This window comes from Longicatena sp. (assembly GCF_982403165.1).
On sequence record NZ_CEVYEL010000003.1, the window covers coordinates 1 to 17,236 of the forward strand.

General features: G+C 37.9%; 18 protein-coding genes. 1 reads left to right on the forward strand and 17 read right to left on the reverse strand.

Features of this window, described 5'->3' with window-relative positions; translation table 11 throughout:
- Positions 1-33 precede the first annotated feature (33 nt).
- From AC1VS3_RS00855 to AC1VS3_RS00910, 12 genes are all read right to left on the reverse strand, one after another.
- The gene (locus tag AC1VS3_RS00855) at positions 34-1,593 is read right to left on the reverse strand and encodes a fibronectin type III domain-containing protein (RefSeq protein ID WP_481275476.1); all 1,560 of its coding nucleotides are present in this window, start codon (positions 1,591-1,593) and stop codon (positions 34-36) included.
- A gap of 202 nt (positions 1,594-1,795) precedes the next feature.
- Positions 1,796-3,664, reverse strand: a complete 1,869-nt coding sequence (locus AC1VS3_RS00860; protein ID WP_008687747.1) for an ABC transporter ATP-binding protein — start codon at positions 3,662-3,664, stop codon at positions 1,796-1,798.
- A complete protein-coding gene (locus AC1VS3_RS00865) occupies positions 3,657-5,930 on the reverse strand; it encodes an ABC transporter ATP-binding protein (RefSeq protein ID WP_008687744.1) in 2,274 nt (757 codons plus the stop codon). Before AC1VS3_RS00865 ends, AC1VS3_RS00860 begins: the two co-directional genes overlap by 8 nt.
- Complete coding sequence (locus tag AC1VS3_RS00870) at positions 5,924-6,388, reverse strand: MarR family winged helix-turn-helix transcriptional regulator (protein WP_008687742.1); 465 nt, start codon at positions 6,386-6,388, stop codon at positions 5,924-5,926. The genes AC1VS3_RS00865 and AC1VS3_RS00870 overlap by 7 nt, the downstream gene beginning before the upstream one ends.
- Positions 6,389-6,600: 212 nt before the next feature.
- Entirely contained in the window at positions 6,601-7,878 is a 1,278-nt protein-coding gene (locus tag AC1VS3_RS00875) for a hypothetical protein (RefSeq protein ID WP_008687740.1), read from the reverse strand.
- A 137-nt stretch (positions 7,879-8,015) separates the two neighbouring features.
- Positions 8,016-9,578, reverse strand: a complete 1,563-nt coding sequence (locus AC1VS3_RS00880; protein WP_008687738.1) for a putative ABC exporter domain-containing protein — start codon at positions 9,576-9,578, stop codon at positions 8,016-8,018.
- The gene (locus tag AC1VS3_RS00885; protein WP_008687736.1) at positions 9,575-10,282 is read right to left on the reverse strand and encodes an ABC transporter ATP-binding protein; all 708 of its coding nucleotides are present in this window, start codon (positions 10,280-10,282) and stop codon (positions 9,575-9,577) included. Before AC1VS3_RS00885 ends, AC1VS3_RS00880 begins: the two co-directional genes overlap by 4 nt.
- Before the next feature lie 30 nt (positions 10,283-10,312).
- On the reverse strand, positions 10,313-11,059 hold the full coding sequence (locus AC1VS3_RS00890; RefSeq protein ID WP_481275477.1) for a DUF2812 domain-containing protein: 747 nt from the start codon (positions 11,057-11,059) through the stop codon (positions 10,313-10,315).
- Positions 11,056-11,385, reverse strand: coding sequence for a PadR family transcriptional regulator (locus AC1VS3_RS00895; RefSeq protein ID WP_008687732.1), 330 nt, complete (start codon positions 11,383-11,385; stop codon positions 11,056-11,058). The genes AC1VS3_RS00890 and AC1VS3_RS00895 overlap by 4 nt, the downstream gene beginning before the upstream one ends.
- Positions 11,386-11,673: 288 nt before the next feature.
- On the reverse strand, positions 11,674-12,228 hold the full coding sequence (gene epsC / locus AC1VS3_RS00900; RefSeq protein ID WP_008687730.1) for a serine O-acetyltransferase EpsC: 555 nt from the start codon (positions 12,226-12,228) through the stop codon (positions 11,674-11,676).
- Positions 12,228-13,112: a cysteine synthase A gene (gene cysK / locus AC1VS3_RS00905; RefSeq protein ID WP_008687729.1), complete on the reverse strand. Its 885-nt coding sequence runs from the start codon at positions 13,110-13,112 to the stop codon at positions 12,228-12,230. The genes epsC and cysK overlap by 1 nt, the downstream gene beginning before the upstream one ends.
- 296 nt (positions 13,113-13,408) lie before the next feature.
- The gene (locus AC1VS3_RS00910; RefSeq protein ID WP_008687727.1) at positions 13,409-14,410 is read right to left on the reverse strand and encodes a nucleoid-associated protein; all 1,002 of its coding nucleotides are present in this window, start codon (positions 14,408-14,410) and stop codon (positions 13,409-13,411) included.
- A gap of 147 nt (positions 14,411-14,557) precedes the next feature.
- Between AC1VS3_RS00910 and AC1VS3_RS00915 the strand changes: the two genes are divergently transcribed.
- Positions 14,558-15,121 carry an HD domain-containing protein gene (locus AC1VS3_RS00915; protein WP_008687724.1) on the forward strand — a complete coding sequence of 188 codons (564 nt, stop codon included), beginning with the start codon at positions 14,558-14,560 and terminating at the stop codon, positions 15,119-15,121.
- Positions 15,122-15,203: 82 nt separating this feature from the next.
- On the opposite strand, the gene AC1VS3_RS00920 is transcribed toward AC1VS3_RS00915, so the two are convergent.
- From AC1VS3_RS00920 to AC1VS3_RS00940, 5 genes are read right to left on the reverse strand one after another with little or no spacing between them, the layout of a single operon-like run.
- Complete coding sequence (locus tag AC1VS3_RS00920; RefSeq protein ID WP_008687722.1) at positions 15,204-15,500, reverse strand: DUF4176 domain-containing protein; 297 nt, start codon at positions 15,498-15,500, stop codon at positions 15,204-15,206.
- A gap of 25 nt (positions 15,501-15,525) precedes the next feature.
- Positions 15,526-16,410 carry a hypothetical protein gene (locus tag AC1VS3_RS00925; protein WP_008687720.1) on the reverse strand — a complete coding sequence of 295 codons (885 nt, stop codon included), beginning with the start codon at positions 16,408-16,410 and terminating at the stop codon, positions 15,526-15,528.
- 32 nt (positions 16,411-16,442) lie between these two features.
- Entirely contained in the window at positions 16,443-16,619 is a 177-nt protein-coding gene (locus tag AC1VS3_RS00930) for a hypothetical protein (protein ID WP_008978628.1), read from the reverse strand.
- Positions 16,620-16,916, reverse strand: a complete 297-nt coding sequence (locus AC1VS3_RS00935) for a pore-forming ESAT-6 family protein (RefSeq protein ID WP_008687718.1) — start codon at positions 16,914-16,916, stop codon at positions 16,620-16,622.
- 12 nt (positions 16,917-16,928) lie between these two features.
- Entirely contained in the window at positions 16,929-17,231 is a 303-nt protein-coding gene (locus AC1VS3_RS00940; RefSeq protein ID WP_008687713.1) for a WXG100 family type VII secretion target, read from the reverse strand.
- Between the last annotated feature and the right edge of the window lie 5 nt (positions 17,232-17,236).

The window sequence follows — 17,236 nt, forward strand, 5'->3', positions numbered from 1 at the left end:
CGGCTATAATAGCTATAAATATTTAGTTAAATGTCAACAATACAGTACACTAGTGCTGCGATAAAGCTTATATCGGGCATTATTGATCTTTTTCCAGTTGATGATCACCTTCCCTTTTCCCGGTGATGAAATGGAAGTGATTTTTGTTGTTGGTATTTGTGTCATAGCCATGGTTACATTACTATTACTTCCAACAAACTTCCATTGATAATATTTGCGAATCGGTTTTATCTTATAGTAATAGGTTTTTTTAGGGATAAGTGATGATGAGGCATCCGTATACGTAGTTGTATTTGCCGTTGTGGCAATTTTCACAAAGCCTTTTGTCTTACTGGTGGATCGATAAATTTCATAATTTGTAGCTCGTGTCGCTTTTTTCCATGTTATCTTTATTTGATTCGCATTAACGGCGCTTGCCTTAGCAGACGTTGAAGCGGGATTTCCTATACTGATAAAAGCGGAAACCGTATTAGAAATTGAACTTTTCACACCACTTGCTTCATTCTTGGCGATGATACGATAATAATATCGTTGATTTGGTTTGATTTTATCACCTTTTTGTACATAGCGATTGTCAGAAACACAAGCAATGGCTTTAAAACCTGTTGTACTTTGCGTAGAACGATAAATAGTATATATACTGGCATCCGGCACTTCCTTCCATGATAACGTAATTTGTGGACCACCACTTGCTTTCATGGATGGCTTTGCCAAGTGCATATTGCCACTGACAACCTTACTGAATGCTCCATAATTTGCCTTATTGTTAATGGTTCGTCTAGCTCTGACTTTATAATAATATGTTTGATTTGGTTTACAAGCGTTATTGACGCGATTTGTATAAAAAGTATAATAATTTTCAATTACCGCGATTCTTGTAAATCCCATCGTCGGTGAAGTTGAGCGATAAATTTCATAATATTTGGCTTTTTGTATACTATCCCATGACAAATGAAGATAGGAAGTATTTGCTTCCATTTTCACATTTGGAGTTGCTAACGGCTCCAGCGTTTCCGTTATTGTATTGCTATAAAGTGCTTCGTTTGTTCGTAGGGCTTTGATCTTGTACGTATAGGACTGATTTAAGGCAAGATCTGAATCCATATAGTTAAAGCTGAACACTTTATCTGAATGAGCTATGGTTGCTATTTTTACATAAGCTTTCGTCTTAGCCGTATATCGATATACTTCATAAGAAGTACTGCCTTCTACCGGATCCCAGTTTAATTGTACATATGGATCTATGCCAGAATAATCTATGACATAGGCACTCAGCATGGGAGCTGTCATCGATTGCAGACGATGATTAGTTAATGTGCTTGTAGCGATGAGCCGTGTTCCTGTATATGCCTCGATACGATAATAATACGTTGTATTCCCCTTATTCACCACCCTATCAGTATATTCTAAGTTCCCAACACTGCCTATATAGGTAAAATGTTCTGCATCACCTTCACTGCGATAAATTTTATAAACATCTGCTTCTGGCACCCATTGCCAAGTTAAAGTAATGGATGTCACATTTGATGTGCTGCTGACAGAAAACGGCAGCTGTTTTGCCATTTTATATTCTTGTGCATCAATTCTTTGCATACATACAATAAAAAAGAGAATTACTATTAAACTTCCCTTTATCCAATGTTTAAGACTTTGTATCCTCATCTCATCATCCCCTTGCTATGGTTTATTATAACGCATAGTCCTTCATCTCTCAAGTTTTTATATCATCAGGGTTTCCCAAATAAGAAAACCAGCAAACGATCTTATTCTGCTGGTTTTCATTCTATCTTGATAGTTAAGATTCTTCAAATTGTGAATTATACAGCTGTGTATAGAAGCCATTCTTGGCCATTAATTCTTGATGATCTCCGACTTCCACAATATCGCCATCCTTCATAACCAGAATCAAATCGGCATCACGAATCGTGCTTAATCGATGCGCAATGACAAAGCATGTACGATTTTCCATTAATTTTTCCATGCCCTTTTGAATCAGAACTTCCGTTCTGGTATCTACACTGGAAGTAGCTTCATCCAAAATTAAAATCTTTGGATCTGCTAAGAACGCACGTGCGATGGTTAACAACTGCTTCTGTCCTTGTGAGATGTTGCTGCTTTCTTCATCAATCATCGTATCATATCCATGATCTAAAGTACGAATAAAGTGATCAACATATGCAGCATCGGCTGCAGCCATGACTTCTTCATCTGTTGCATCTAATCTGCCATAACGCAGATTTTCCATAATCGTTCCATTAAACAACCATGCATCTTGTAACACCATGCCAAATAAAGAACGTAAATCACTGCGGCTAAACTGACGTATATCACAGCCATCCACATAAATCGTACCACTGTTTAATTCATAGAAACGCATCAACAGTTTTACGATCGTTGTTTTACCGGCACCAGTAGGTCCAACGATGGCAACACGTTTTCCGGCATTGATATACATCGAGAAATCATTGATGATAATTTTATCTGGTGTATATCCAAAATGAACATTTTCAAACGTCACCATACCGTCAATTAACGATTTTCCATCAGGTGCCGCAATCGGTTGCGGTGTCTTGGTCTCCGCTACTTCTTCCTCTTCGGCCAAAAACTCAAATACACGCTCTGCTGCGGCAGCCGTTGACTGCATGACATTCATTGTCTGCGCCAGTTGGGCAATTGGCTGATTAAAGCTACGAACATATTGAATAAAGGCAGTAATATCACCAATTTCAATAATACCATTCATGGCCAAATAACCACCTAAAATACATACACCGACATAGCCCAGATTACCTACAAACATACTGATTGGCTGCATCAATCCGCTTAGAAATTGTGATTTCCATGCAGAATTATAAAGTTCATCATTAAAAGTCTCAAACTGGGCAATACTTTTTTCTTCCCCATTAAAGGCTTTCATCACCATATGTCCGCTATACATCTCTTCAATATGACCATTGACATTACCTAAAGATGCTTGTTGACGGGCAAAGTATTTTTGTGAATGCTTTACAACCGTTGTTACCAAAATCAAAGATAATGGAATAACAATAAGAGCCATCAATGTCATTTGCCAACTGATGGTCAGCATCATGATTAAAAAACCAAATAGCTGTACAATTGAAGATAATAGTTGTGATAAAGATTGACTTAGTGTCTGCTGAATCGTATCAACATCATTAGAGAATCTTGACAATACTTCACCATGTGATTGTTTATCAAAATATGCGAATGGCAGTTTATTGATTTTTTCTGACATAGATGTTCGCAGATTATAAGATACTTTCTGTGACACGCCTGCCATCATCCAGCCTTGCACGAAATTACAGAAGGTTGAAATCAGATATAAACCAATTAAAAATAGTAATATTTCCGAAATGCGATCAAAATTAATTGCGCCACTTCCTCGTACTTTCGCAATAAAGCCAGTGCTTAATTCGGTTATAGCCTTTCCGCTGATTTTAGGACCTACAACCATAAAAATCGTTGAAAAGATGGCGAATATGAAAGAAATAATAATTTTTACATAATAAGGTTTCATGTAGCTAATTAACTGCTTCATCGTACCTTTAAAGTTTTTAGCCTTTTCAACCGGGCGTCCAGGACCGCGATGTCCTCCCATCGGCCCTTTACGCATTGGTGCAGAAGGACGGTTTGTTTTACTCATTTCCCAATTCCTCCTTTGACAATTGACTATAGGCGATTTCCTGATATACCTCACAGGATTTCATCAATTCTTCATGATTACCGATACCCACAACTTCACCCTTATCCAACACGACGATACGTTCGGCATGCATGATACTGGAAATACGCTGTGCTACCAATAATACCGTGCTTTTTGTTTCTTGACATAAAATATTTAACGCCTTGCGCAGTTTAGCATCTGTTTTAAAATCTAGAGCTGAGAAGGTATCATCGAAAATATAAATTTCCGGTTTTTTCACTAAAGCTCTGGCAATCGATAAACGTTGACGCTGTCCTCCAGATACGTTAGTTCCACCTTGTGTAATCGCTGTTTCATAACGTTCCGGTTTTTCTTCGATAAATTCTAAAGCCTGCGCAATTTCAGCGGCCTTCGCTAATTCTTCCTCAGTAGCATCTTCTTTAGCATAACGTAAATTGCTTTCGATCGTACCCGTAAATAACGTACCCTTTTGCGGCACATAGCCAATATGATCACGCAATTCATGCTGCGTCACATCTTTGACATTCACCCCATCTACATAGATCGCACCCTGCGTCACATCATAGAAACGAGGCACCAAATTAATAATCGTTGATTTCCCTGAACCTGTACTTCCAATAAAGGCCGTCGTCTGTCCTGGTTCCGCAGTAAAGGTGATATTTTTTAAGACATCCTCTTCTGCACCTGGATAACGGAAGGATACATTACGGAATTCAATGCGACCACGCTGATCATCTGCCAAGTGTTTTGGTGCTTGTGGATCTTCGATACTTGGTTTCGTATGCAAAATTTCCGAAACACGTCCAGCCGCTACACTGGCACGTGGAATCATGATAGAAATCATTGTAATCATCATGAAGGCCATAATAATCTGCATGGAATATTGCATGAACGCCATCATATCACCAACTTGCAAGCTGCCAGAATCAATCTGATGACCACCAACCCAAACAATCAGAATGGTTGCACTGTTCATAACCAGCATGATCAATGGCATCAAGGTAGACATTGCACGTGCTGTAAACATGTTTGTCTTCATAATCTTACTGTTAGCTTCTTCAAATTTTTCTTCTTCCTTTTTCTGATTATTAAAAGCACGAATGACTGGCATACCATCTAGCATTTCACGAACGACTGAATTTAAGCCATCCATTAATTTCTGCAAAATCTTGAATTTAGGCATAACAGTCGTAAAAGCCACCATCATGATACTTAAAATAACCACAATAACCAAAGCAATGATCCACGTCATATTGGCATTGGACTGAATTACTTTAATAATCGCACCAATACCAATGATCGGCGCATAAATAACAATACGCAAGATCATAACCAGTACCATCTGAATTTGCTGGATATCATTTGTCGTACGCGTAATTAAGGTATTGGTTGAAAATTTATTAAATTCTGCACTGGAGAAATGCTCTACCTTATGGAAAACATCCTTACGCAAATCACGGGAGAAGCCTGCTGCCACACGCGCTGCTAAAAAGCCAACCGCAACCGCTGCTACCGCAGAGCCTAATGCTACAAACAACATCAATCCGCCTTTCACAAACAAATATTGATATTGTATCGCATCCACATCCATACCCATGGCTTTATATTCATTTCGAACATATTGCGCATTAGCAGTATCTGCTGTGCTTTCCCCCATTGCCTTCATTACTTTATTCATATCTTTCTTCATTTCCTGCAGTTTTTCATGCGGCATCATCTGCATGGCCATGAAGACATCCACACCTTTTGGAAGTTTCTGGATCATCTCCATCATTTCCTTTTGTTCTTTACTAACTTCTTTGCTATCCATTGCATCTTTATCTTTTATCTTATCTACCGCTTGTTCAATGCCCATCACGATTGTTTCTGAGCCAGATAATGCATGCTTGATTGCTGTTCTGGTATCAGCATCAATGTCTTGCAACAGATAAACGTTTTCCTTTTTTAATGCAGGGTAATCATCCTTTGCTTCCTGCTTTGCGGATGCCGGTGTCATGAGGGTATAGTGTTTTTCAAAGAGCTTTTGCTCTTTTTCTTCCATAAACACCTTTAACTTTTGATATTCACTTTCGCGTATCGCTTCTGGAACACCGTCTTCTATACCACCGGCATTAATTCCGATATTTACAATATCAGACATATAATCCGGCATTGCCAGTTCACACATCGCCTGTCCAAATAACAATGCGACGATTATGAGGATCGACATCAGAAACGGTTTCGTATAGCGTCTTAATTTCAGCATTTCCCTGTCTCCTTTCCTTCTTCTTTCTTGCGTTCACATTTGAAAAACGTAAAACCTTTTTCCAAAATACGTACAAATGCTTCTGCATCATCTTCACCAAGTTCAGCGATGAATGCAATGAGTTGCTGTTTCATATGCTCTTCCATTTCCTGCACCATCTGCTTTGCTTCATCACTGACACGAACATACACACTTCGACGATCTGATTCAAGAACGGTACGTTCCACCCAGCCCTTCTTTTCAAAGTTTTTGATGCATTGTGAAACAGCCGCCGGAGTTATCTGAAAATATGCACTGATATCACTCATTTTAACCAAATCGCCCATTTTAATAATGGCATCCAGCATCATGATATCTCGATGTTTCACATTTGGCTGTTTTTGCCCCGTAAAGGCAGCATCACGGCGATGTGTATACACAAGATGTGTTATTTTCCGGACAATATCCATTTCATCCATCGTATCCCTCCTAAAATAGTTAAGTAGCTTAATAGTTAACTACCTTAACTATTATAGTGATATCTTTCAGACAGTCAACCATTTTGCATGACTTCACATAGTTTTCACATCATTATTAGAAAACGAATGCTTACATCATCGAAACATTTTTTCGTTTTCTCGTAAACTATGTAAAGATAAGATCGTATGTAGATGAAAAAAACAGGAACTTTTTACAAAGTTTCCTGTTCACTATAAGCTTCTTCATTCGCTTTTTCTAAAGCGAGAATCGTTTCCATAAAAGAATCCGCTTTTTCCTTAAAATACATGCGGTTGCCATGTTGCTGCACATATTGGAAATGAATTTGGGCTTCCCGCATATCCTGTTCAACAAAAGAGATCAAGCCTAAATAATAGTGAGAATCTACCAATTGAAATGGCATCGCTTGCGCTTGCAATCCTTGCATATAATAAGTTCTCGCCTTACGGAAATCCTGTTTCATCAGATCCAATTTATTTTGAATGCTTGCCAATGCCTGCTGGGCAAACATGTTCATAGGACCTGCCATATTGCCTTTTTTACTTTTCTCACATTCCTGCAAGTGATGTTTTACCATACTTTCATCACCAAGTTGATAATAAGCATATGCCATCAACGTATGATAAGGATATACAAACCCATTACGAGATGGATTGCTGGTAACCAAAACATCAATGGCCAGATGAGGGTCATTAAGATAGATCATGCACTGTGCCAATTGCTGTGTCAATGGGAAATTCTTTTTCTTATGTGCTTTTTTCGCTAACGCAAAGATGGCACTGGCACATGCCTGAGGATCACATTTATCATACAATAGTGCGATAATCGGCTGTAAAGCCTTATTTTTATACTTCGTAAGCTGAAAAAACAGCATCATGTACAACAGACCAGCCGCCATAACAATAAATAAATCTTCTACATACATCAATACAAGAAATAAAGCTAAGATTCCACTGAAATATAAGATATTCACACGAAGCATAATATTCCATGCATTTTTACCATAAATCTCGCAGGTTTCATCATAATGATGATGCAGGCGATATACACGCTCTACCTCTTGTACACTGGTTACGGTATTTTTATCTAGCATGCGCTTTTTACCACGATTCGGCACAGTCAGCCAGCCATAGATACATACGACAAATGCCGGTAACAGTAATACCATGCCTGCTAAAATAATTAGCTCACTTGCCAAAAAGAAAATCATCATAAAGATAAAATAATTAATATTAAAGCGCTGCATCAGCTGAAACATTAACATTAAACCATTCACCAATCCACCAATTGCCAATGCTCCCATAAGGTAAGGAGTCATTGGATCCTGTAAGATTGCTTTATCGCTTGTCACCATTTCTAAAGTGGCAAGTAAACCTTCTCTTTGCCAACCTAATGCCCCAAATACGAGCGCGCCGATGATAACGCCTGTTGTCATATACAGTAAATGTCGTTTACATTCATATTTCCACATAATAGCCTACCTCTTTTACTTCACTGTACCATACTATATCATAAAACCGCCAAAAGCAAAAGAAAAACTCCCTGGACCAGCGGAATTTTTCAATCTTTTTACATCTTCATCTACATCTGGAATCAATACATGTATGCTTAATCACTACTGAGTTCATTTCCATTCATCATATTACGACAACCATATAGGATAATACCGGAAAGCACAAAATTAATGAGCAAATTGTAGATCGTTATGCTATTCATCATTGCTATTGTCAATGTATTTTGTGATATCATATAAATCAGTACCCCGGTAGATGGAATCGCTGCTAAGATCATTAAAAGCATGCGCAACATATTTTCCATCATTACATTGTTACGACTTTTTAAAATACGTAAAGATAAAACGGTCGTGGCAAGAAATAAGAAAGCATAACCACTCAACATAACAAAATATTGCAATGCCTCTTTGAAATCCGGCTGCAAAAGGATATAAGCACTTACGATAGCGATTAACAAGACAAGGAAGGTCTTAATGATAGTAGGAAGCATGACATACCATAGTTTCTTTAATGGGGCATCCGGAATCAGATATATCTGATAATTTTTCATATCCCGCATAAAATCACTATTTTGAATCATGGAAAACATCCAAAAGATCAACATATAGCAATAAAAGCTAAAGCCTAGGCCCATGATGAGCGTTATAACTAAATAAATACCCACAAACATGACATCCTGCATACGAATAAAATCATTCGTTTTCCGCATTAACAACATATTTTTTGAAAAAATAGCTTTCGCCCCTTCTTGAAAAGCAAATTGGACGTCTTTAACCTTACGATCCGCAAAAGAATCCGTCTTGCCTTCTTTTATGGCTTTATAACGCTTGCTGAAAGCCTGAGCATCCGCCATAACATCTTCGACAAAATCCTTGCGATAACAAGACATGCATAAGAAAATCACGATACATGCACCTATCAACAATACGCTGCCAATCAGCATCTTGTAAAAATCATGGGCAACATAGGAAACTAAAATCAGTTTTACCCAGCCAAATACAGGTACCAAATGAAATGGTGTACCCGCGACAAATTCCATACCACTTTTTGTAACATCAAAATCATTTGCTACTAAAACAACAAGGAATATTATGGCAACTAAGAATAGACATGCTAGCGGAATGATACGTATCAGCTTTTTCATTTTTGCATTTTCTAATCCTCTTAAATACAAGTAATATTGGGTGGTCAGAAAAAAGAAATATAAAAGTGATTGCGTCAAAAAGACCAAAAGCAGAAAGCCGCCATCAAATGCAATGTGACTTCCCAACATCACGATCATAAAAAGATTAATCGCGCCAAATAATAATGCTGAAACTACTACACTAACCATCAAATACTGCATGACGGCACTGCGTTTAAATGGTGCAGTAAATAAGTAAAAAGCATCATCTTCCGTGAATAGAGCCATTTTTTTCTGCATCATCATCGTTGTTACCATCAAGGCACTAAATCCGATATTTACCAAAATTACCATAGAAACATCCTGGAGATTTCCCACAGACATCGCAATTTCCGGATGTGATAATGCCATTACAATCAAGGCACCATAAAGCAAAATCATTATAATCGTAAAGATTGCGCTGGAAGGTTTTGAAAAAATATTTCGTATCGTACCTTTTAATTTTAATAAATACAACTTTCCTAATACTTTCATGACGCCTCCCCCACTTCATGCTGCGTAGAAGTAAAAAACAATTCTTTTAAGGTTTGCTCCTGTAACCCTTCCTTACGTACATGGGCGACAATATGCCCCTTATTCATGATATAGGCTTCATCCCATATGGCATCGATGACATCTATGATATGCGTAGATATTAAGATAGCAACCCCTTCTTCTTTAAGTTGTTGGAATAACTGCAAAGTTTCCTCTATACTGGCAGGATCTAAACCAACCATTGGCTCATCCACTAATAACGCCTTGGGCGCAATCAATAAAGCCAGCAGCATACTTACCTTTTGACGCATGCCCTTACTTAGTTCCTTTACCAACTTTTTACGTTTTGATGATAAATCAAACATCGTGATGTAGTGTTCTGCTCTTTCTTGATAATGCTCACAACGATAAGCCTTTCCAATAAACTCTACATGTTCATCTATCGTTAATAGATCATAAAGTACCGGCGTTTCCGGAATATAACCGAAAATGCGTTTTGCCTCTAGCATATCATTGGCATATCCGCCAATCTTAATTTCACCTTGATAACGTAATAAATTTGCAATACTTTTGATCGTGGTAGATTTCCCAGCTCCATTAGGACCTAACAGTACCGTTATCTCACCATCTTTTGCCAATAAACTAATATCATCGACAGCCTTAAACTTCCCATACGTTTTTGTTAAATGTTTTACTTCGATCATAATTTTCTCCTTTTTTCATTTTCCTTTTTCTTATTTCTTAAACAAATATTGTTCCTTGTGATCGCGATACAACGGATATCGCCAATACATAGAAAACAAGGTGGCGATGAAAAGCATCCATGCTCCAAGGCGAAGAAAGCGCCATAGGATATGCAAAGAGGGAACGATATCTGATAGGAACGGCATACTAAGCATAATGAACAGACTGCCTAAACAATAACACATACTGCGTTGAAAGCTCCACATCGTAATGCATAACTTTCGCTTATGTTTGCAAAACTGCGTACCGATCAAAAGCATGAATAAACCTCCTATACATCCACAGCCAAAAGCAAATAGATACATAAATATGGCAGCCTGTTTAATCAAGAAAAAGCTAAACAAGCTAACAAACGCTAATACCAACAATAGATATTTTGCAGTTTTACCGGTACCGGTATATTCTTCACTCAATGTCGCATGATCACTGTGTAAGGGAGGCGTTCCTTGCTTTGCCATAAAAAACCATGTACTAGAGGAGTTACAGGTAATTTGTTCCCATCCTGCTGCCGCAAAAAGATCTAGATATTCTTGCGCGTCTTCTTTCTTTACCTTATTTAGATCATAGCTGAAAATAAGATCTTGTGGTTCTTCTTTATATAAAACATAAGATAAACCACTGAACTTTCTAAAAATCCAGCCATCCAGGGCATATGCATGCAGCATTTCCATCTCTTCTTCTCCACAAAAGGCTAAACCTCCGCATAATATTTGTTTCGTTTTTCTTTTTTCCTTCATACAATCCCCTTCTTTAAAGCCTTATTAGCATCTTCCACCATACGCTCACGCCGTTTCACTTCTTGGCATAAAATACGTTTTCCTTCTTGTGTAATGAGGTAAGTCTTGGTGCGGCTATCACTTGTAAGCTGCTGGATCCATTGCAATTTCGTCAGTTTTTTCAACAGCGTATATAATGTTCCCGGCCCCATCTGCATCATGCCATCACTTAATTCTTCAATATATTTCATGATGACATAACCATAACGCTCCTCTAACAAAGCCAATAATATATAAAACATTGCATCTGTCAGCTGTTCATTTTCCTGCGTTGCCTGTTTTGACACACATATCAACTCCTATTATATCGCAAATGGATATATCCATTACAGATATAGTTTAACAGAACATAGATACTATGTCAAGCAGTCTTACCGCAATAGAAAACCATCTTTTAAATCATCATGCAATGAAAACACGATACTGAAGCAAAATATTAAAGCAAAATGCAGAAACAAAATACAATTACCAGAAACAAGGGTTTATCAGTTCATAATAAAAAAAGAAATCTCTTTATTTGCTTAAGGCAAATGAGGGATTCCTTTTCTAAGATGCTTTTACGATAACACTTATATTTATTCGATAAAGCCTTCCGGCGTACACCTGTGCTTTTGTCGTTTATCTTTTGCGGCTAACCCGATAAAAGTTGTTTCCGCTGGAACATCCGTAATGACCACGGCGTTTGCACCGACTTTCGCATGATCACCAATCGTAATGTTTCCTAAACATTTTGCCCCTGCTCCAATCATAACATGATTCCCCAATGTAGGATGTCGCTTAGCATGCTCTTTCCCCGTACCACCTAAGGTGACACCATGATAAATATGGCAATCATCACCAATTATGGCAGTTTCTCCAATGACTACACCAATTCCATGATCGATCAGTAAACCACGACCAATTGTTGCCCCCGGATGAATCTCAATACCGGTCCAAAAACGGGCAATGTTGGAATTAAAGCGAGCAAGGAAAAACAGATGATGCCGATATAGAAAATGCGATACCCGATGAAATGCCAAGGCTTTGATATGCGGGTATAACAACAGCACCTCTAATTTAGAATGAGCAGCCGGATCATTCTCCAATGAGCGATTTAAGTTATGATTGATATCCTTTAATACGCGAAACATTAGTCAAAATCCAATACGGAAAGATATTTCTCTCCGCCATCCGGTGCGATCGTAACAATCTTTTTATTTGGATAATAGGCAGCTAATCGTTTTGCTAAAGCAATATTGCCACCACTGCTGATACCAACGAGTATACCAGTGGTACGCGCAAAGTTTTTGGTTTCTTCAATTGCTTCTTCATTGCTGATCAACATCACATCATCTGCTAATTCTTTATCGAAATTAGCAGGGATAAAATTTGCGCCAATTCCTTGAATTTTATGAGGTCCTGGCTGATGCCCACTGATGATAGCACTGTCTTTGGGTTCTCCGGCTACACAGCGAATATTTGGATTAGCTTCCTTTAAACGACGAGCAACTCCTGTAAACGTGCCGCCGGTTCCAATGCCGGCCACAAAAATATCCACATCCGGTAATTGCTCCAGGATTTCCTTGCCCGTAGTTTCATAATGAAACTGGGGATTATCCGGATTATCAAACTGTGATAAAGTGATGTAGTTAGGATGTTCTTTCTGTAAGCTTGCCAATGCATCTAATGATCCCTGCATTCCTTTTGCACCTTCGGTTAAAATCAATTCCGCTCCATATGCCTGAATGAGTTTACGTCGTTCCATACTCATAGTTTCTGGCATAATGATAATGACTGGCAAATGATAAATTGCTCCTAACATGGCTAAAGCAATCCCGGTATTGCCACTGGTAGCTTCAATCAAAACACTGTCTTTTTTTATCGTGCCTTTTTCCATAGCCTTTTTCAACATTCCTAAGACAGCACGATCTTTAATACTTCCAGCAGCGTTAAACTTCTCTAATTTTACATAAATATTGGTATTTTCTATACGATATAATGGCGTATTGCCAATTAATTTCAGCGTTTCTTTCATAAACGTTATTTTCCTCCTATTGTTTTACGATATGTTTTTCTTATGCATCTCTTTCGCAACAACATCGTTTCTGAAGCAGGTCATCTGTACATCGCAATCCAACCCTTTCCATACTATATTCTATAAGCTGATGAAACATACAAGTACCTCCTTCTCTACAATAGTATATGCATTCATACAAAGAAAGTCAGTTTTGACGCTCTTTGTTTTTTTATTATGACACATTTCACCAAAAAAAGAAACTGATTTACCATCAGTTTCTGAAAATCAATGTAAATTATTGGAAATATAAGAAATCACTTGCTGGTTATATGAGTGATATTCTTTAACTGGATGGATATGGTTCCATCGGGCTGATTTTTGAATTCGACAAATTCCTTCGTATTCATATAGTCCACAGGTATGATAATTTCAATTCCTTTATCTGTTTTAATCTTCTGTACTTTATCTGAGCGAGTCGGCTTTACATATTCCACCTCAATGGCAGTCGGCACCCCCTGTTTCTTCAACGCTTCTTTAAACTCTGCTTTAGCAAGTGGTTTTTCTGCAAATAATTCTTCTGCTATTTCATCAATTTGAATCGGCTTACTATTTTCGATGTTATCTACCAACATGCTCTTCATTTTCGGAACAATATCAACTTCATCCATTTCATACTTATCACTCATTTCTTCTGTTAACTTGGTGATGCTTTTCACACTTTCTTTATACGAAGGCATTGTCGTACTTTGTAAAATGACCTCCGCATAAAAATTTACCTTTTCACCTTCAATCTCTACCTTATTTTCCACACAACACAGACTTTCATCGGATAGTTCTATAAGAAATGCGCGATCTTTTGCTGTTAACGTAGAACTGATCAATGCTTTGTAAGGTATTATTTCTGTAATTATGGAATCTTCCTCATTTTGAACCGTATGAGTAATACCTTGCGTACAGGCATTATCGAGCACCAATACATAACGACGTTCATCCTTTAATAATAAAGCCACAATAAAATCGCTAACATAGTATTGGGCATGCTCCATCTTTTTATCAAATACATACTGTGCCAATTTCTGCGAAAAGGTTTCAAATGTGATACTATGATCTTTTAATTTCACAAGCAGCTCTTTCACATAACTCGTTTCGCGAAAAACGCCCCTTTTACGAGAGGCACTATGGAATACTTTTTCTGCCTTGCTACTCAACATCTTTGCTATCACATCGTCTTCTTTTTTCATACATCCTTCTGATAGGATACACGTATTGTGTTCACAATCCAAAACATGGACAATTTTCTTTTCAAATTCTAACATCATGCTTCCTCTTTTCCATTTTCTCTGCTATTCATCATACCTTATTTTCATTATTTTGCCTATAGGATGAATTCACAAATTTCTCACATGATTTTTTACACAGAATATGATACATTGATTATATATCAGAAAAAAGGTGGTAATGGCATGCAGAAAGCAATATTTTCCAGAGTAGATCTAACAAGCGATAACGACTTACTGGCAAAAGAATTTGTCAGTTGTATACAAGATTTAATTGAGGTTGACGATGTACAGGAATTAAAAGCCTTTTCTCAGCATATGGATACTTCACGATTTCAACATTCTCTGAATGTTTCTTATTATTCTTTCTTATTCGCACGAAAATTTCGTTTAGACACCTACAGTATCGCACGTGCCGGCTTACTACATGATTTATATTTTTATGACTGGCGAACTAAGAACAATCGTCCCATGGAAGGCAGACATTGTGCAATTCATCCTTTAATTGCTTTAGAAAATGCTAAGAAAACCTGCACAATCAATCCTGTGATAGAAGATGCCATTGTTCATCATATGTGGCCAATGACCCTTCATATGCCTAAAACAAAAGAAGGATGGCTTCTGCAAGCTGTTGATAAGTATTGTGCACTATCTGAAATCATTTTACAAGGTAGCCGCAAAGTTCGTTATTCTAGAGCAGCTGTTTCTTTTTTAACTATTTGCTCTTTCGCAACTCAGATATGGAAATAATACTGTTTATGCATACTGCTGTGAAATATTTTGATATGTGTACTATAATAGGTTCTATATGATGGCATATAGAACCCTTTTTTTATGTTTCCAGCATCCCTTTTTCTTTCAATTTGCCTATCAGGAAATCGCGAAAGCTGAATTCTTCACTATCCTGCATTCCCACAAAATACACGAATTCTACATCTTCGTGTTGAAATAAAAATAGCTCATGTGGATTTAAAATACCTTCCGGATAGTAACATGCCGCATAATCATAAATTTTTTTCGTGGTGGCTTCCTCTTGGATACGACCGCATATCATGATTTTTTTCGTCCCCTTTTTTAAAGTGACGATACTGCCCAAAGGCAGTAATTCCTGTAGATTCGTTTTATTCATATGTACTCCTTTATTGCCTTATCGATCAGTAATTTACTTTTACACGGAAACCCAGACCAGCTAACAAACTGCCTTTTGCTCCAAATGAAAATTCTCCTTTTTTACTGGAAAACTCAGCTCCTGCTCCGATAGCACCTAATTCACCAGTGCCAGTTGCTGTTATGCTCACGCCCAAAATCGTTATGCTGCCTTTTACTTCACCTTGTACTGCTGCTGCACCAACTTCACCCTTTAAAGTAAGCTCTTCTTTATTTAAGACAGCTGTCCCTTCCGCCTTAACAACACCAACTCCCACACTTGCTTCACCATCCGCGTACACATAAGAATTACCTAAATGAATATCGGCAACTGCCTGTGCCAAGGCTGCTTTTGCCACCAAGCTGACGGTTAGTGAAGGAGAGAAACCTTGATTATCATACAACGAAAACTTAGCATCCCCACTGACACTGGCACTTCCAACACTCGTTGATAAATTTCCTTGCGCATACGTTTCATGAAATCCCACAGAAAATTTCACAACATCCAGTCCAGCATAAATCCCTGCACAGACACCATTTTGCAAATAACTAAACAAGGATTTATCTTTGCGAAAAGACGTATGCCAGCGCATAGAATGATCCATCGTGTATGTTTGATATTGCAAATGATCACTTATCGCCTTTGCTTTGCTGCTCAATGACGATTCCATATTTTCATAAGCTGTTGCACTCGTTTTTAAGTGTGTACAAAGTTGTTGCTGTTTTGTTTGTAAAAGTGAAAGTGATCGTGATAACTGTGACAACACATGAGGTTGAATAACATCACTAGTTACCTTTTGCAGTTTTTGTAAATCCTGATACAGTTGTGACAAAGGAAGTGTCTGCAGCAATAGCTCAGCATCTTTCAGCCTTCCAGTATTAATACATGTCAATGCATGTTAAATGGCAAATATTTTACTATTTTTTATATCTGCAGCCACCTTCTTTGCTGTTGCAGTTCTTTTAACATAGAACGAATCACTTGCAATAAAAGCGAATTTTCATTATTATCTTCAACTGTCTGCAAAATGACAGTCACCTGATTCAGCAGTTGTTCACATTGCGTCAAATGTAATTCATAAGCATAGCTGTATGCATTCATTTAACGAAATTGATCTGCTCCGGCCTGTAGCTGCTGTTCCAGTGTATGATAGGTATCTACCGTCTGATCGAGAAAACGGGCATAAGATTCTACAACACTTCGATAGTTATCAAAAACGGGGAGTAAACTGTGAAATCTTGTTCGCAAAGTTTCTGACGCCGGACTCTGCCAATAAGCAGCCAACTGATTCATTGTCATACTAATATCTTGCAAACAATGATTCAATTTCTGATTTTGAGTACGGATGGCAGCGGCACAGCCTTGAACTTGTGCCAGCGTGATCGTTAAAGTATCCATGTATACGCCCTCCTAATTTATTAGATGCCGTGCTTGTTGTGCACGTTCATTCTGTGTATTGCGATATGCCCTAGCCGATGCTTTTAAAAATTCTGCATACTCCTTCATCAAATTTCGCATTGAGGCAAAGTCTTTCACAAAGCCATTAATTTGCTGAACAAATGCCTGATTATCCTTTCCTTGCCAATTATTTCCCATCGTTTGAACATCTTGAAACAAACGACGATATTCACGTTCATAATTCATATACATCTGTTCTATGTGAGAAGCGCTTGCCTCTAGTCGTGCTGGATCTACATTGATTTTTACACTCATGATAA

What these genes read in the sequence shown, in the direction of transcription:
- AC1VS3_RS00930 (WP_008978628.1), bottom strand. Translation starts at nt 16,619, where the DNA reads ATGAATGCATACAGCTATGCTTATGAATTACATTTGACGCAATGTGAA.
- AC1VS3_RS00885 (WP_008687736.1), bottom strand. Translation starts at nt 10,282, where the DNA reads ATGATCGAAGTAAAACATTTAACAAAAACGTATGGGAAGTTTAAGGCT.
- AC1VS3_RS00915 (WP_008687724.1), top strand. Translation starts at nt 14,558, where the DNA reads ATGCAGAAAGCAATATTTTCCAGAGTAGATCTAACAAGCGATAACGAC.
- AC1VS3_RS00860 (WP_008687747.1), bottom strand. Translation starts at nt 3,664, where the DNA reads ATGAGTAAAACAAACCGTCCTTCTGCACCAATGCGTAAAGGGCCGATG.
- AC1VS3_RS00880 (WP_008687738.1), bottom strand. Translation starts at nt 9,578, where the DNA reads ATGAAAGTATTAGGAAAGTTGTATTTATTAAAATTAAAAGGTACGATA.
- AC1VS3_RS00935 (WP_008687718.1), bottom strand. Translation starts at nt 16,916, where the DNA reads ATGGATACTTTAACGATCACGCTGGCACAAGTTCAAGGCTGTGCCGCT.
- AC1VS3_RS00940 (WP_008687713.1), bottom strand. Translation starts at nt 17,231, where the DNA reads ATGAGTGTAAAAATCAATGTAGATCCAGCACGACTAGAGGCAAGCGCT.
- AC1VS3_RS00875 (WP_008687740.1), bottom strand. Translation starts at nt 7,878, where the DNA reads ATGTGGAAATATGAATGTAAACGACATTTACTGTATATGACAACAGGC.
- cysK (WP_008687729.1), bottom strand. Translation starts at nt 13,112, where the DNA reads ATGAAAGAAACGCTGAAATTAATTGGCAATACGCCATTATATCGTATA.
- AC1VS3_RS00920 (WP_008687722.1), bottom strand. Translation starts at nt 15,500, where the DNA reads ATGAATAAAACGAATCTACAGGAATTACTGCCTTTGGGCAGTATCGTC.
- AC1VS3_RS00910 (WP_008687727.1), bottom strand. Translation starts at nt 14,410, where the DNA reads ATGTTAGAATTTGAAAAGAAAATTGTCCATGTTTTGGATTGTGAACAC.
- AC1VS3_RS00865 (WP_008687744.1), bottom strand. Translation starts at nt 5,930, where the DNA reads ATGCTGAAATTAAGACGCTATACGAAACCGTTTCTGATGTCGATCCTC.
- AC1VS3_RS00870 (WP_008687742.1), bottom strand. Translation starts at nt 6,388, where the DNA reads ATGGATGAAATGGATATTGTCCGGAAAATAACACATCTTGTGTATACA.
- AC1VS3_RS00855 (WP_481275476.1), bottom strand. Translation starts at nt 1,593, where the DNA reads ATGCAAAGAATTGATGCACAAGAATATAAAATGGCAAAACAGCTGCCG.
- epsC (WP_008687730.1), bottom strand. Translation starts at nt 12,228, where the DNA reads ATGTTTCGCGTATTAAAGGATATCAATCATAACTTAAATCGCTCATTG.
- AC1VS3_RS00890 (WP_481275477.1), bottom strand. Translation starts at nt 11,059, where the DNA reads ATGAAGGAAAAAAGAAAAACGAAACAAATATTATGCGGAGGTTTAGCC.